At 46.4% G+C, this 15,035-nt stretch carries 9 protein-coding genes and 1 tRNA gene; 9 read left to right on the top strand and 1 reads right to left on the bottom strand.

Features of this window, described 5'->3' with window-relative positions:
- Positions 1 to 116 precede the first annotated feature (116 nt).
- The 9 genes from I5M27_RS01765 to I5M27_RS01725 all read left to right on the top strand — a co-directional run bounded on the left by I5M27_RS01765 (position 117) and on the right by I5M27_RS01725 (position 13,667).
- Positions 117 to 3,260 (top strand): TonB-dependent receptor, encoded by a 3,144-nt coding sequence (locus I5M27_RS01765; RefSeq protein WP_200504310.1) that lies wholly within the window; start codon positions 117 to 119, stop codon positions 3,258 to 3,260.
- A gap of 207 nt (positions 3,261 to 3,467) precedes the next feature.
- Positions 3,468 to 3,541, top strand: a tRNA-Ala gene (locus I5M27_RS01760).
- A 263-nt stretch (positions 3,542 to 3,804) separates the two neighbouring features.
- Positions 3,805 to 4,218: a hypothetical protein gene (locus tag I5M27_RS01755; protein ID WP_200504309.1), complete on the top strand. Its 414-nt coding sequence runs from the start codon at positions 3,805 to 3,807 to the stop codon at positions 4,216 to 4,218.
- A 252-nt stretch (positions 4,219 to 4,470) separates the two neighbouring features.
- Complete coding sequence (locus I5M27_RS01750) at positions 4,471 to 4,944, top strand: Dps family protein (RefSeq protein WP_200504308.1); 474 nt, start codon at positions 4,471 to 4,473, stop codon at positions 4,942 to 4,944.
- A 648-nt stretch (positions 4,945 to 5,592) separates the two neighbouring features.
- Positions 5,593 to 6,978 (top strand): hypothetical protein, encoded by a 1,386-nt coding sequence (locus I5M27_RS01745; RefSeq protein ID WP_200504307.1) that lies wholly within the window; start codon positions 5,593 to 5,595, stop codon positions 6,976 to 6,978.
- 222 nt (positions 6,979 to 7,200) lie between these two features.
- Positions 7,201 to 9,060, top strand: a complete 1,860-nt coding sequence (locus I5M27_RS01740) for an ABC transporter ATP-binding protein (protein ID WP_200504306.1) — start codon at positions 7,201 to 7,203, stop codon at positions 9,058 to 9,060.
- A gap of 385 nt (positions 9,061 to 9,445) precedes the next feature.
- Complete coding sequence (locus I5M27_RS01735) at positions 9,446 to 9,937, top strand: RlpA-like double-psi beta-barrel domain-containing protein (protein WP_200504305.1); 492 nt, start codon at positions 9,446 to 9,448, stop codon at positions 9,935 to 9,937.
- A gap of 205 nt (positions 9,938 to 10,142) precedes the next feature.
- Positions 10,143 to 13,091: a M1 family metallopeptidase gene (locus I5M27_RS01730; protein WP_200504304.1), complete on the top strand. Its 2,949-nt coding sequence runs from the start codon at positions 10,143 to 10,145 to the stop codon at positions 13,089 to 13,091.
- A gap of 6 nt (positions 13,092 to 13,097) precedes the next feature.
- Entirely contained in the window at positions 13,098 to 13,667 is a 570-nt protein-coding gene (locus I5M27_RS01725; protein ID WP_200504303.1) for an inorganic diphosphatase, read from the top strand.
- Between the two features lie 264 nt (positions 13,668 to 13,931).
- Here I5M27_RS01725 and I5M27_RS01720 read toward each other — a convergent pair whose 3' ends face one another.
- Positions 13,932 to 14,651, bottom strand: coding sequence for a DNA repair ATPase (locus I5M27_RS01720; RefSeq protein WP_200504302.1), 720 nt, complete (start codon positions 14,649 to 14,651; stop codon positions 13,932 to 13,934).
- Positions 14,652 to 15,035: the final 384 nt, after the last annotated feature.

Here is a 15,035-nt window from a genome sequence, read left to right as displayed (position 1 = left end):
TATCAATTTATTTCCAGACTAAAAATTCCTTCACCAAATTTAACATTTTCTTAATCCGGGCTTAGCATTCTTCCGGGGTGGCCGTATTACCTTTGTGCAAATTCTCAACCCCTATCATGAAAAAAATCTACCAGAAAATGTTCCTGCTGGTTGCCTTGGTTTTGCCAATGCATTTAAGTTGGGCACAAAGTACAACGGCTTCTTTGAACGGCCTTGTAAGCGATGAAAGTGGTTCTCCCCTGCCGGGTGCCACAATCATTGCGCTTCACAATCCTACCAATACCCAGTACGTGGCTACTACCAATACCGATGGCCGCTACAACATTCAGAATATGCGTGTGGGTGGCCCTTACACCGTAAAAACGAGCTATATAGGTTTTCAGGAGCAAATCCGCGAAAATATTTTCCTTAGTTTAGGGCAATCGGTGAAACTTGATTTTGCCATTACCAGCGGCAGCATTGGTCTGGGTGAAGTGGAGATCTCTACCCGCCGCGACAATGTGATAAACCCTGACCGCACCGGCGCAGCCACCAACATTTCAAGAGAACAACTGGAACGTTTGCCAACTCTGAGCCGGGGCTTATCCGATTTCACCCGTTTAACGCCACAGGCCTCCAACACTTCCGGCGGAACTTCGGTTGGTGGTGCTAATAACCGCTACAACAATATTACCATAGATGGCGCGGTAAACAACGATGTTTTTGGTTTGGCCGGCAGCGGTACGCCGGGCGGTCAGGCAGGCACGCAACCCATTTCCCTCGATGCCATTGAACAGATACAGGTAGTAGTGGCGCCTTACGACGTAAAAATGGGCAACTTTACCGGCGGCGGCATAAATGCCGTAACCCGGAGCGGTTCCAACAACTTTGAAGGTTCTGTTTTTGGTTTCTTGCGCAACGAAAACACCGTTGGCAAAAGCGTAGACGTAACCCGCACCAAAGCTGCGGACTTTAAAGATTACCAGGCTGGTTTCCGCATTGGCGGTCCGATCCTGAAAGATAAACTATTCTTTTTCCTGAACGGGGAAGTAACCCGGCGCAGCGAGCCGCTGCAAAATAACCTGGGCTCTTCTACTTCTATTGTGCCGGCTGACAGCGTGCAACTGGTTTACGATTTCCTGAAAAACAATTATGGTTACGATGCCGGCTCTTTCGGAAACATTGACCGCTTAACGGAAAGCAATAAATTATTCGCCCGTTTAGACTGGAACATCAATGCCAAACACCAGTTAACGCTGCGCCACAACTTCGTAGATGCATTCGACGATAATATAACCCGTTTCTCCAACAACTTCCGTTTCGGAAACAACGCTTATAAATTCAACAGCACTACCAACAGCACCGTAGCCGAATTAAGAAGCAATTTCTCAGCAACGTATTCCAACAACTTAATTGTAGGGTATTCCCGCATCCGCGATTTCCGCGAAACCTTAGGCAGCCTTTTCCCGCAGATGCAGATCAATTACAGCAATGGTGGCAATGGCAACGTGGTGGCCGGCAGCGAGCGCAGCTCTGCAGCGAACGAACTGGATCAGGACATTATTGAATTTACCGATAACCTGACCATTTTTAAAGGCAAGCATACGTTTACCATCGGAACGCATAACGAATTCTTCAGCTTCCGCAACCTGTTCATAAACAACAGCAACGGCTATTACCAATTCTCCAGCTTTAAAAACTTCTTTGCGGGCAAACCAAGGCAGGCAGAAGCAACCTATTCTGCTGTACCGGGCAATGACCGGCCATCTGCTGAATTTGATGCCATGCAGTTAGGCGCTTACATTCAGGATGAATACAATGCCACCGACAGATTGCGCCTGACTTTAGGTTTGCGCCTCGATGTTCCGGTATTACCCGATCAGCCGGCTCGTAACGAAAAAGTGGAAACCGTTTTTGACAGCTATCCGCAGTATACGAACCTGCGCACCGATGCTACTCCAAGCGGCGAATTGCTGTTTGCGCCGCGTGCCGGCTTTAACTGGGATGTTCGTGGCGACAAAACCTTACAGGTTCGTGGCGGTACCGGAATTTTCACGGGCCGCGTGCCATTTGTTTGGCTTTCGAACCAATTCACCAATAACGGAATTACTTTTAACTCTATATTCAATTCCAGCAACCCGCGTTTCGAACCAAACCCGGCACTACAATCTACCATTGGCACCGCCGGTACTACTTCGGAGATAAACCTGGTAAGCGAAGATTTCAAGATCCCGCAAACGTTCCGCTCCAACCTGGCTGCCGATTATGAATTACCGCTGGGCATAATTGCTACGGTAGAAGGTATATATTCTAAAACGCTGAACGACATTGTTTATAAAGATATAAACCTGAAAGACCCGGTAGGCACCTTGCCAGGCCCGGACAACCGACCGGTTTATGCCGCTTCGAGCAACGACCGCAAAATCAGCCGCGATTTTACGAACGTAATTCTGCTTGACAATGCCAAGAAAGGCTACACCTATACTGTAACCGGACAATTGCAGAAAACCTTTACCAACGGCATCAACACCATGGTAGCGTATACTTACGGCGAATCGAAAGACCTGAACAGTGGCGCCAGCAGTACGGCCCGTTCTAACTGGCAGTTCAACCAGATCGTAAATAACCCGAACGATCCGGAATTGTCTTACTCCCGTTTCGATATCCGCCACCGGATCATTGCCACCGGCGGTTATACTATAAAATACGGCGACAACTTCGGTACTTCAGTTTCCTTATTCTACCAGGGCCAATCCGGCACGCCGTTCACGTATTTATACCGCAACGACTTGAATAACGATGGCAACAATGCGAACGACCTGCTTTACGTACCGCGCAACCGCGACGAAATTGTCCTGGTTGGTAACAGTACCGTAAGCGCCGAACAAATGTGGAACGACCTGAACGACTTTATTGAAAACGACGATTACCTGAAAGAGCGCCGCGGTAAATATTCAGAACGGAACGGCGCCCGCATGCCCTGGACAAACCAGTTAGACTTACGTTTAGGCCAGGATTTCTACATCAATGCAAACGGTAAAAAGCACACCCTGCAGGTTACCTTCGATGTATTCAACCTCGGAAACTTACTGAATAAAGACTGGGGCAGAAATTATACGGTAGCCAACGCCGCTTACGAGCTGGTTACCTACGCAGGGCGTCAGGCAAATACCGGTTTGCCAACCTTTACTTTCAGCAAGCCAAAGACCAGCGTTTGGGACGAAAACACTTTTGGCTCCAGATGGCAGGGGCAGTTCGGCATCCGCTATATCTTTAACTAACAGATAACCAAATCAATAAAAAAGGCAGCCTACCAGCTGTCTTTTTTATTGTCATAAATTTCAAAAAAATCAGCTTAAATATTTGAAGCTTTTAAAATTTGTATTAGTTTTGCAACACAATAACCAAACGGGGGATTAGCTCAGCTGGCTGAGTGTCCCGAAAGCCTTCGGGAAGATCAACGGTTCGTAATTGTGTTCTTAAAATTTGGGGGATTAGCTCAGCTGGCTAGAGCGCTTGCATGGCATGCAAGAGGTCATCGGTTCGACTCCGATATTCTCCACGAAAACCTGATCAGAAACGATCAGGTTTTTTTGTTTATGGCATATCTGGTTACCCTTTAGGAAAGTTACCCTTTAGAAAAGCACTTCTCTGTTAAGTTTAGGGGAAATCTATACAGCAAAAATTATAGGCGCAATATTATTTAATCAATAATATCTTTAATTTATCATGCAAAATTGCTAACTTCGTTTACTAAAGGGCAAACTGACAGGTAAGTTTAATCTGATTTTGCCTTATCTTGGGCGGGGATGTTTAAAGAAAGATATGGAAGTACAAATAAATGATGTTGACTTGCTGACCATTACGCCGGCCGTTACCATAGATTACGATGCGGAGAACGACTGGATCTGCGTTACCTGGACGGGAAATCACTCCAAAGAAAGTGCACTTGTTTTTACTAAAGAAATTGAAGCGGCTTTAAGAAAAGAAAACTGCCGGAAGATATTGAACATAAACGAGAATTTTTATCTTTCGTGGCAGGAAGCGCCGGTTTGGGCCATTAAAAACTGGTTTCCGCGCTTGTTTATTTTAGGCTGTACTTCTTTTGCCTGGGTACTTTCGCCAAGATTTTCCAGCGGGCCTGTTTTTACCGAAGTCTTTAAAACCCAGACGCCTTTTTTGCAGGCCATGGTCTTTACCGATGAAGAAACGGCTTCCGCCTGGCTGAACGAAAACTAAGTATAATTTAAAACCTGATCTGCAACGGTCAGGTTTTTTATTTATTCCGCTTTTTATTTATTACCTGGCACTTTTTCAGCTGTTTTTCCTACCGTTTCAGTAGTTTATTCTGCTCTTACTTTTTGGGACCAAAAGCATAGCGTTTTATCGTTTCGGCGGAATTTTAAAAACCAACAGTTTTTCCGGATTGCCTGCAACTCGCGGCGCTAAAAACAGTATCTGTTGAAAACGAAAAACTCTAACCCCAAAACTATGGAACTGAATATAGGCTTAACGCCCGAGCAACTGAAGGGTAGCGTAGATCTTTTAACCAAGGTGCTGGCCAACGCCAACGTACTGTATACCAAAACCCGTAATTATCATTGGAATGTAGTTAGCACCGATTTCAAGGAGCTGCATACGCTTTTCCAGGAGCAATACGAACAAATGGCCGAATCTATAGATGAAATTGCCGAACGCATCCGCACTTTAGGGTCTAAAGCCATTGGCACGCACCAGGAATTTACCAAACATGCCACCTTACAGGAATTTCCGGGCGAATATCCGGATGCCAAAACCATGGTAGGCAACCTGCTTCGCGATCACGAAAGCCTGATCAGGGAAATGCGCGAAGATGTAAAAAAATGTGAAGAAAACTTTAGCGACAAAAGCACCGCCGATTTTATTTCCCAGCTGCAACAGATTCACGAAAAAAATGCCTGGATGCTCCGCTCCTATCTATCCTGATTTTCAGGCGGCAAGCTCTTTTTTTAAAAAAACTCCGGCAGCTACCTGCCGGAGTTTTTTTGTTTATACCGAAGGAAGCTGGCTAGTGAATGCGCCTTAAAAAGCAGATCAAATTGAAATTTATTCAAAACCCTAAGTCCGGAAATAAAGTAAATGCGCCCAGGCAACCCTTTCAGGCTGTTTTTGGTCTGGTGGTTTAAGCGCAGTAACTGCGTTTGCGTTAAGCTGCTCCGGGCAAAAAGCAGACATCTGCATTTAATCGCACGTAAGGGGGCCATTTTGTTCAACCAAAATTATCGGAAACCAGTCTGCATCGTTTCAGGCTGCAAAAGCAAAAATTTAAACATGTTTGCAACCATCAAACTTCAAACTACTCCGCCCGAAAGACGCAACATATTTTAATTAAAAACGGCCTTCCAGTAACATCTGCCAGATTACCAACCACTTATTTGTATCATGCTAAAAATTATACGAATCTTTTTATTAACTTTGCAAACTCTTAGTATTTATATTGTTAAAAATGGTTATGGTAAATTTGCAGTGAATAAACAATAGCTATTCCCTGAAAAAATTTACTCCAATTACAGAATAACTTACTAACCTTTATATCTAGAAGTGTATAAACAGCATAAACAGACCAAACTTCAAATGAAGATCTCCCATAAGGGTCTATTCGCTTGTTTCCGGATCAGCTTTATTTGCTTAGGCTTATGGCTTGCTGTTACTTTTAACGTCAATGCCCAATCGTTGCCCACGGTTTTCTGGGAAAAAACCTTAGGCGGTAATAAAAACGACGATCTTACTTTTTTGCAGCAAACGCCTGATGGCGGTTATCTGGCCGGCGGCTTTACCGACTCGGGCCAGAGTAAAGATAAAGCCAGCGTCGGCTATGGCCTTACCGATTTCTGGGTTTTTAAACTCGATTTTAACGGTAACCTGATTTGGGAAAAAACGTTTGGCGGCACCGAACAGGACATCTGTAATTTAATGGTGCAAACCGCTGATGGTGGCTACATTTTAGGCGGCAGCTCCAAATCGGACCGAAACGAACACAAAAGCCAGCCCAACATTGGCAGCTTCGATTACTGGATTATTCGCCTGGATGCCAATGGCAACAAGATCTGGGATAAAACCTACGGCGGCAGCGACTACGATTTTCTTTATTCGCTGCAGCTAACGGCCGACGGCGGAATTCTGCTGGGCGGCTACTCCGATTCCGGCATTGGCGGAAGTAAAACCATTTCGAATGGCCTGCCGGATTACTGGGTTCTGAAACTGGATGCCAACGGGAACAAACTCTGGGATAAATCTTTTGGTGAAGCCGATGCCGATGCTATTTATGTGCTGAAAGAGGCCCCGAATGGCGGCTACTTTTTAGGTGGCGGCTCTGCCAAAAACCATTCTTCGGAATTAAGCCGCAAACGCCGCACCGGCGATGAATTTCACGTGGCGCATTTCGATGAGAACGGAACACTGCTGTGGGAAAAAACCTATGGTGGCCACCGCGACGATTACCTGACTGCGCTGCAACCTACCCTGGATGGCGGCTGCATTGTTGGCGGCGTATCTAATTCGGGCCGAAACGGCGATAAAAGCCAGCCTAACCACGGAAAAGGCGATTACTGGGTCGTAAAACTGGATGCTCAGGGTCAGAAGAAATGGGATAGAACCTTCGGCGGCAAAAATTTCGATTACCTTTCGGCCATAGAAGTTACTTCCGACGGTGGTTTTCTTTTAGGCGGTATTTCTACTTCTCCCAAAGGTGCCGACAAAACCCACGACGGCAAAGGGAAAACTGATTTCTGGATTGTAAAAACCGATGCCCGCGGCAATAAACTCTGGGATGAAACCTACGGCGGCGCCGAAGAAGATGCTTTATACGCGCTGCAACAAACTGCTGACGGCGGCTATGTACTCGGCGGGGTTTCCGATTCACCACGCAGTGGCCACAAAGAGAATAACTCACTGGGTTATAAAGATTTCTGGATCCTGAAACTGAACGTGCTCGAACCTTCCTGGAACAGCCGTTATTAGTTTTCCGAAAATGATTCGGTGAAGAATTTAAAATGAACTGTTAGCATTTCGGGTAACGTCAGCATTCCTGTCAACAAAATACTTCCTCCAAAAAACTCCGGGCCCCAAAAGCGCCGGAGTTTTTTTTTAGCGGAAAACGCCAGGCAAAATGCGTCAAAAAGTCGGGTTGAAATTGCCGCCTGATATTTGTTTTGCGTATCTGCTTTAGTTCAACTTTTCATTATGGCTTTTTTTTCCGATCTTTTTGCTAACCGCGCCAAACGCAACCAGGATAAACCCCCGCTTAGTTTAAAGGAACGGGTTTCGGCGCTCAAAAACCTGCCGGGCTTCCTGAAACTGATCTGGCATACTAGCCCCGGCATGGCTTTTACCAACATGATGCTGCGCATTATCCGGGCGGCAATTCCGCTGGCTACGCTCTACATTGGCAAACTGATCATAGACGAAGTGGTGCGCCTGGCCAAAACGCCGGAAAACCTGGAACTGAATTATCTTTTTATGCTTATCGGGCTGGAGTTTGGTCTGGCCATTATTTCCGATCTGCTGAACCGCGCCACAGCCTTACTGGATAGTTTGCTCGGCGATCTGTTTGCCAACCAGAGTTCCATAAACCTGATGGAGCACGCCGCCACCTTAGACCTCGATCAGTTTGAAGATGCAGCCTTTTACGATAAACTCGAACGTGCCCGCCGCCAAACCTTAAGCCGTACCGTTTTAATGACGCAGGTGCTGGGCCAGGCGCAGGATATTATTACCATGCTTTTCCTTTCGGTGGGTTTAATTGCGTTCAATCCGTGGCTTATTTTGCTGCTGGTAGTGGCCGTAATCCCGGCTTTTCTGGGCGAATCGCATTTTAACGAACGCAGTTACTCGCTGGTGCATGGCTGGACGCCCGAACGCCGTGAGCTCGATTACCTGCGCATGACCGGCGCCAGCGACGACACAGCCAAAGAAGTAAAGATATTCGGGCTTTCCGGCTTTTTAACCGACCGTTTCCGGCAGCTTTCCGACCAGTTTTACCTTGCTAATAAAAAGCTGGTTTTAAAACGCGCCGCCTGGGGAAGCCTGTTTGCCGCGCTGGGCAGTGCAGGTTATTACGCCGCCTACTTATATATAATATATAAAACTGTAACCGGCACGTTAACGCTGGGCGATCTGACCTTCCTTTCCGGCTCTTTTATGCGGCTCCGCGGGCTTTTAGAAAGTATTCTGAACCGTTTTTCGAGTATTGCCGAAGGCGCCTTGTACCTGCAGGATTTCTTCGAGTTCTTTCAGTTGCAGCCGCGCATTAAACCAAACGCCCAGGCAAGGACTTTCCCGAAACCGATCAGGCAGGGTTTTACCTTCGAAAATGTAGGCTTTAAGTACCGGAACGCCGAAAAATGGGCCATCCGCAACCTGAATTTTACGCTGAAAGCCGGCGAAAAACTGGCTTTGGTAGGTGAAAACGGCGCCGGAAAAACCACGTTGGTAAAACTGCTTTCGCGTTTATACGACCCTACCGAAGGCCGGATTTTGCTGGATGGTTACGATCTGAAGGAATACGACCCCGTGGAACTGCGCAAAGAGATCGGCGTTATATTCCAGGATTTTGTGCGGTTTCAGCTTTCGGCGGGCAATAATATTGCCGTGGGGCGCATTGAGGAAAAAGAAAACCAGCCGCGCATCGAAACCTCGGCCGAACTGAGCTTAGCAGATTCTGTTATTAAAAAACTACCGGAAGGTTATAACCAGATCATTGGCAGAAGGTTTGCAAAAGGCGTAGATCTTTCGGGCGGCGAATGGCAGAAAATTGCACTTGGCCGGGCTTACATGCGCGACGCCCAGCTTCTGATCTTGGATGAACCTACGGCAGCTTTGGATGCGCGCGCAGAGCACGAGGTTTTTCAGCGCTTTGCCGAACTGACCAAAGGCAAAACGGCCGTACTTATCTCCCACCGTTTCTCTACCGTGCGCATGGCCGACCGCATTCTGGTGATCGAGAACGGGCAATTTGTAGAGATCGGTTCGCACGAAGAACTCTTGCGGAAGGGTGGCCGCTACGCGGAATTATTCCATTTGCAGGCGGCAGGTTACCGGTAATTATCAGCCAGAAAAAGTTAGTTTCGGGCGGTAAAACCATAGCGTTTTATCGCCCGATGTTTTAAAGCTTCTGCCCTGTTTTTGCACTTTACTTCGGTACAAAATTAATTGTGAATGTTTTTCAGGAGAATAATAATACCAAAAATCCGGATAGCGGTTAAATTTAATTGTATTTTACAAAGAATATTATAAAAATTCCTAAATTTTATTAGAGCTACGGAAAGCAGTTTTAAAGCCCTGAAACATAGCGTTTTCGTATTAAATGCTCTGAAAAAGCATTGTGTATATAAATTGTACCATACCAACTTCGTTCAACCATATTTTTAGAGCAACCGTTAAAGAGGTTCATGAAAATTTTAAACAAGTGTTCACAAAATGAAGCGACATGGTACGAAAAAAAATTATTGGCCTGTTTTTTCTAATGGTCACTTTCTTCCCGGCCCGGTTAACGTATTCCAAAACCGATTTTCCGCTAAGCATAAAAGTAAACCCGATCCGAAAGGTCTTAAAAAAACTGCCCGTATTCTCGCATAAGGTATCGGCCTCGGTTTATTTTCCGGACGCTTCCCAGACCGACGCAGAGCCCTTAATAACCGCCGACGGCTCCCGCATCAATCACCGGCAGGTAAAACAACACCGCTGGATCGCCGTTTCCAGAAACCTGCTCAAACGTTGGGGCGGCCCCATTCAATACGGCGACACGGTGCAGGTAAACGGTATTTCGCAGGAACTGGATGGCACTTACGTGGTGCGAGACACCATGAACAAACGCCTGAGAAACACGATTGATATTCTGGTAGACCGCCACGATAATATTATGGGTCACTGGAAAAACGTAAAGATCACCAAATACGAAACCGTTGCGGTTTCGCTTTAAAAATCCGGAAGCGCGTTTTCCCGCCTTCAGCATAAGCCTCTCACCAATTGCAAAACGCTATGCTTTCGGAATCAAAAACTCTAAACCCGCTGGCAGGCCCGGCAAAAATCAGGAAAGCAAACCCAGTTAGATAAAAACTGCCCGAAACGCATGATTTCGGGAACAATCCGCTAACTTTAAATTCTGTTTTGCAATTCTCTGATCTATGAAAAATCTTTTAGCAGCTTTCGCGGTGACCTTACTTCCGGGCCTGAGCCAGGCGCAAACTTATTGGCAGCAGGAAGTAAATTATAAAATTGCTGTTTCGCTCAACGATGATAAACACGAATTAAGCGGCACCGAAGAAATTGAGTACGTAAATCATTCGCCGGACCAGCTTACCTACATTTACTTTCACTTGTGGCCTAACGCTTATAAAAACACAAAAACGGCTCTGGCAAAGCAAATGGTAGTTAATGGTTCGCGCAAATTGCAGTTCGCTAAAAAAGAGCAGCGCGGCTACATCAGCAACCTGGCTTTTGAAGTGAACGGCCGGCCGGCCAGACTCGAATACGAGCAGGAAGATATTGGCAAACTTATCCTGAACGAACCGCTGAAACCGGGCGAAAAGATCACGATCAAAACGCCGTTCGTGGTAAAAGTGCCGGGCGCATTTTCGCGGTTGGGGCACGTAGCGCAGTCGTACCAGATCACGCAATGGTATCCCAAACCGGCGGTTTACGATCGTAAAGGCTGGCACCCAATGCCTTATTTAGATCAGGGCGAATTTTATTCGGAGTTCGGGAAATTCGACGTAAAAATTACGCTGCCGGAAAATTATACCGTGGGCGCCACCGGCGAACTGCAAACCGCTTCGGAACTCAGACGCCTGGATAGTTTAGCCCGCGTAACGGCGCAGAAAAGCAGCTTCGGCAACGATATGACTTTTCCGGCTTCATCGGCTAAAACCAAAACGCTGCATTACGTGCAGAATAACATTCACGATTTTGCCTGGTTTGCCGATAAGCGCTTTAACGTATTAAAAGACACGGTAGAACTTCCGGAATCGAAAAGACCGGTAATTACCTGGCAAATGTTCCTGAACAAAAATGCCGACGGCTGGCTGAAAAGCAAAAACGATATTAACGAAGCGGTTTATTACTATTCCAAACACGTAGGCGAATATCCCTACAGCGCAGCCACGGCCGTAGACGGCGCCTTGGGCGAAAACGTGGGCGGCATGGAATACCCGATGGTTACGGTAACCTCTCCTTCAGCAATTATTCACGAAGTGGGCCACAACTGGTTTTACGGCATTCTGGCTTCGGATGAAAGGCAACACCCCTGGATGGACGAAGGCCTGAACTCTTATGTAGAAAGCCGCATAGACACCGATAAGAATACCGAACTGGGCAAAAAAGATGGTTCTATTCCGGCTGGTTTGCGCAGGCATTTCGGGCTGGAAAATGTGCCGGCTTCCATTACCGACGAACTGCTGTATCAGGTAACCGCAAGCCGCGGCAACGATCAACCCATAGAATACCATGCTGCCGATTATTTTAAACTGAATTATGGCGGCATTGTGTACCAGAAATCGACCATGGTTTTTAAATACCTGGCAGCTTACCTGGGGCAGGAACGTTTTGATAAAGCCATGCAGACGTATTTTGAAGAATGGAAATTCAAACACCCGTATCCGGAAGATTTTCAGCGGAGTTTTGAGAAAAGCACCGGCGAAAACCTGGATTGGTTTTTCAGCAATATTATAAAAACCACCAAGCCAGTAGACGTAGAAATTAAAAGTGAAGATGCGGGGCCAACGGGCCGAATGGTTACTATTAAAAACGAATCGGGTTACCCGGTGGCGGTACCGGTAGCGGCTTTCGATGCGCAGGGCCAGAAACTGGAACAGCACTGGACCAAACCCTTTTCCGGCACTGAAACCATCGCGTTTGCTACTACCCAGGCCGAGAAATACGTGATCGATCCGGATTACGTAGTGCCGGAACTGAAGCGCCGCGACAACCAGTTAAAAACCAGCGGCCTTTTCAAAAAATCGAAAAGATTCCGGTTGCAGAAACTGGCCGGCATTGAACAATACGATAAAAAACAGCTTTACTTTCTGCCGGTAATTGGCGCCAACACCGCCGATAAATTCATGCTGGGCGCCGCTTTTTACAACAGCAGTTTGCTTTATAAACGCGTGAATTTCCTGGTAATGCCTATGTACAGTTTTCACGAAAATGAGGTGAACGGCATTGGCAATATCAATTATAACCTGGTTGCCCGCGAAAGCAAATGGTTGCGGCAGGCTTTAATTGGTTTTAACTTCCAGCGCTTTGAATATTTCGAGAAATACGAGCCTTCGCTTACGCTGAATTTTAAACGGAAGTCCGGTCGTAGTCCACGCCAGCAGTTGAAATTGGCAATCACAAATATTAACCAGGCCGGAGGGACGATAAACGAAATCCTGGAACCTGCGTCTACCGATAACCTTTTCAGAATTTTGCATCAGCCGGAAGATATTGGCGGGCAAACCATGACTTATACGTACTCCCAAAAGAGTGCTTTGCAAGACCTCGGATTTGAATTACAATTCCAGCATTTAGGTTCAGACCCCAAAAAATCTGATAACCAAAGTAATGCCTTGCGCGGCGCTATTCAATACAAACGCTATTGGTCTAAGGATAAAAACTTTAACGTGCGGTTATTTGGCGGGAAATTCTTTACCCAGGGGGAAGTTCCCTTTTACATGGGTCTGAGCGGCAGCCCGGATTACCTGAAAGAAACCATTTTCCTGGACCGGGCACAGAAATCGGACGGAATTCGCGCACTGGCAGACCAAACTGATATGCGTGACGGTGCTTTCAAAAACTTTATTCCGGTATTTTCAGATGACTGGATGAGTACCCTGAACCTGGAAACGGATATTCCTTACTTTCCCCTGAGCGCTTACCTTGACTTGGGCAAAGCCGGAGGTTATGACGATCTATTTTACGGAACGGGATTGGCACTGAACATTGGTGAAGGTTTCTTCAGTTTATATTTACCCATTGCCGGCAGCAACTTTGTGAATGATACCCCCGAGGATTTCAAAGATTTCAAACAGAATATCCGTTTCAGTTTGCGGTTTAATATGCTGAATCCGTTTAAAGCCCTGAACGAAGCGCTGTAGTTTTAGATGAAGAAAGTACTTTTTGGCCTGGGAATGCTAGCGTTTTCAGGCTGTAAGACCAATTACGAGGACTTGCCCGCTTTTTCTGAAAGCAAACAGGTGCAGGTGGTAATCGAAACGCCAGCCGGTTCGGCACGTGAATATGCCTTCAGCTCCAAAACGAATGAATTTGCGGTGGTGCAGGAAGCCGGGCAGGATAAAATTATCCGGTTTCTGCCTTACCCTGCCAATGCTGGCTTCATTCCTTCTACCCGCACGCCCGATAATAAACCGCTGTTCGCTTTAGTTTTAAGCGAAAGCCAGGAAACCGGTACGGTAACCGAAGTAATGCCAGTCGGGGTTTTGCTATTGGAAAGTGCCGGCGAACTCGAGTACCAGATCGTAACCGTGCCGGCCAAACCCAGCGAACGTTTGCTTGAGGCCACCGATTCAGAAGAATTTATCCGGAAATATCCGGCGGCAAAAAAAATGCTGGAAACGTGGTTTTTAAACTCCGAACCACAAAATAATGTGCGCATCATGGGCTGGAAAGACGATAAATTTGCCGACGAACTGATCCGGAAACATCTGAAGTAACCTTCAGACACAGGTACCAAGATACAGGTATCAGGATTTTTTTTCTTCCGGTTAATTTATTTTCAAAGGCTGGTGCGAGCTCGCAGCACGTTCCAGTGAGTTCTTTCCGGAATAATTTATAGAAAAGCTCTTTTAAAGTTTAGTTGAAAATTCCAGAATCACCAGGTTTTTCAGGTTAGCCAGAATTCTTAGTTTACCCCAACAAAAAAGCCCCGAAAAATTTCGGGGCTTTATACTTTTGGAGCCGGAAAGCATAGCGTTTTACTACTCGATCAGGTTCACTTTATTTTTAACGACTTCTACCGCCTGGCGCATATTATCTACGTTTTGTTTGGCGGTGGCTTGTTGCTTGATGTTGTTTTCAGTGTCCAGGTTCAGCTGCGTAAGTTGTTGGGCATTCTGGGCAAGTTCAGCTTCCAGTTCTATGCGGCGCTGCTTGTTCTTTTCGATGTTGCGCTTGATCTCGTCGGCGGCTTTAATTACGCGCAGTTCTTCGGCCTGGGTATTGGCTAAAACTTTTTCGGCATCTAAAACCTGGCGGGCTACATCTTCGCGGTACAGTTTGCGGGCAAAATCGCGCAGAATGGTTTCGGCGGCTTCGTATTGCTGGGGCGTGGCATCTTTGTTTACGTAGGCGCTGCCCATATCCAGGCTCCACCAAACCAGCGTGGCACCTTCGGTTACGTCTACTTTAGAAACAATGCGCAGCGGCGTGGAAGCCACGGCTTCAATCTTACCCTGTTCGATGGTATAAATGCCTTTGTTGCTGGTTAGAATATTTTTGCCGGTTAGTTTTCCCACTTTTTCTTTCAGGTAGCTTTCCCAGGCTTTTTCCACCAGTTTGGCATCGAGCTGAATGCTGATCTGCTGGCCTTTGCGCGGCACGCCGTTAATGGTTTGCTCGGTTTCGGTAACCACCGTTTTCTGCGTGAAACCAGACAAGGTAAAAAGGAGCAGGAAGGCCGCGAAGTAAAAGAATTTCATACGAAAAACGCTATATATTTTGGAGGTAAAACTAAATTTTGGGAATCTAAATTAGAGAAAACAAACCGGTTTCGGAAAAAACATTTGGTTAATTTTTCAGATTCTCCGTTAAAGGCTTTTTCATGCCGAAAGCATCGCGTTTTTGAGGAAAATTGTCTGCGGTTTGAGTTCTATAATTTTGGTGATTGAACCGATTATTGGTTTGAACACGATTTTAAGGATTAAAGGAAGTACAGGATTTTCTCTTTTAATGGTCTGCTTCAATTATAGCAATTGGTTCTGCAAGTCAACCACCCCCAACCCCTCCTTGCTAAGGAGGGGAGCTTTCTTTTCCTGTAGTACCATCAGCTAAATATTTTGTCTGAACACGATTTTGAGGATTTT

The organism is Adhaeribacter terrigena, assembly GCF_016623615.1.
Taxonomy (GTDB): Bacteria; Bacteroidota; Bacteroidia; order Cytophagales; family Hymenobacteraceae; genus Adhaeribacter_A; species Adhaeribacter_A terrigena.
This window is presented reverse-complemented; position numbering and strand designations above follow the sequence as displayed.

Excerpts from the sequence above, each read along its gene's own strand:
- I5M27_RS01765 (WP_200504310.1), top strand. The coding sequence starts at position 117 with ATGAAAAAAATCTACCAGAAAATGTTCCTGCTGGTTGCCTTGGTTTTG.
- I5M27_RS01755 (WP_200504309.1), top strand. The coding sequence starts at position 3,805 with ATGGAAGTACAAATAAATGATGTTGACTTGCTGACCATTACGCCGGCC.
- I5M27_RS01750 (WP_200504308.1), top strand. The coding sequence starts at position 4,471 with ATGGAACTGAATATAGGCTTAACGCCCGAGCAACTGAAGGGTAGCGTA.
- I5M27_RS01745 (WP_200504307.1), top strand. The coding sequence starts at position 5,593 with ATGAAGATCTCCCATAAGGGTCTATTCGCTTGTTTCCGGATCAGCTTT.
- I5M27_RS01740 (WP_200504306.1), top strand. The coding sequence starts at position 7,201 with ATGGCTTTTTTTTCCGATCTTTTTGCTAACCGCGCCAAACGCAACCAG.
- I5M27_RS01735 (WP_200504305.1), top strand. The coding sequence starts at position 9,446 with ATGGTACGAAAAAAAATTATTGGCCTGTTTTTTCTAATGGTCACTTTC.
- I5M27_RS01730 (WP_200504304.1), top strand. The coding sequence starts at position 10,143 with ATGAAAAATCTTTTAGCAGCTTTCGCGGTGACCTTACTTCCGGGCCTG.
- I5M27_RS01725 (WP_200504303.1), top strand. The coding sequence starts at position 13,098 with ATGAAGAAAGTACTTTTTGGCCTGGGAATGCTAGCGTTTTCAGGCTGT.
- I5M27_RS01720 (WP_200504302.1), bottom strand. The coding sequence starts at position 14,651 with ATGAAATTCTTTTACTTCGCGGCCTTCCTGCTCCTTTTTACCTTGTCT.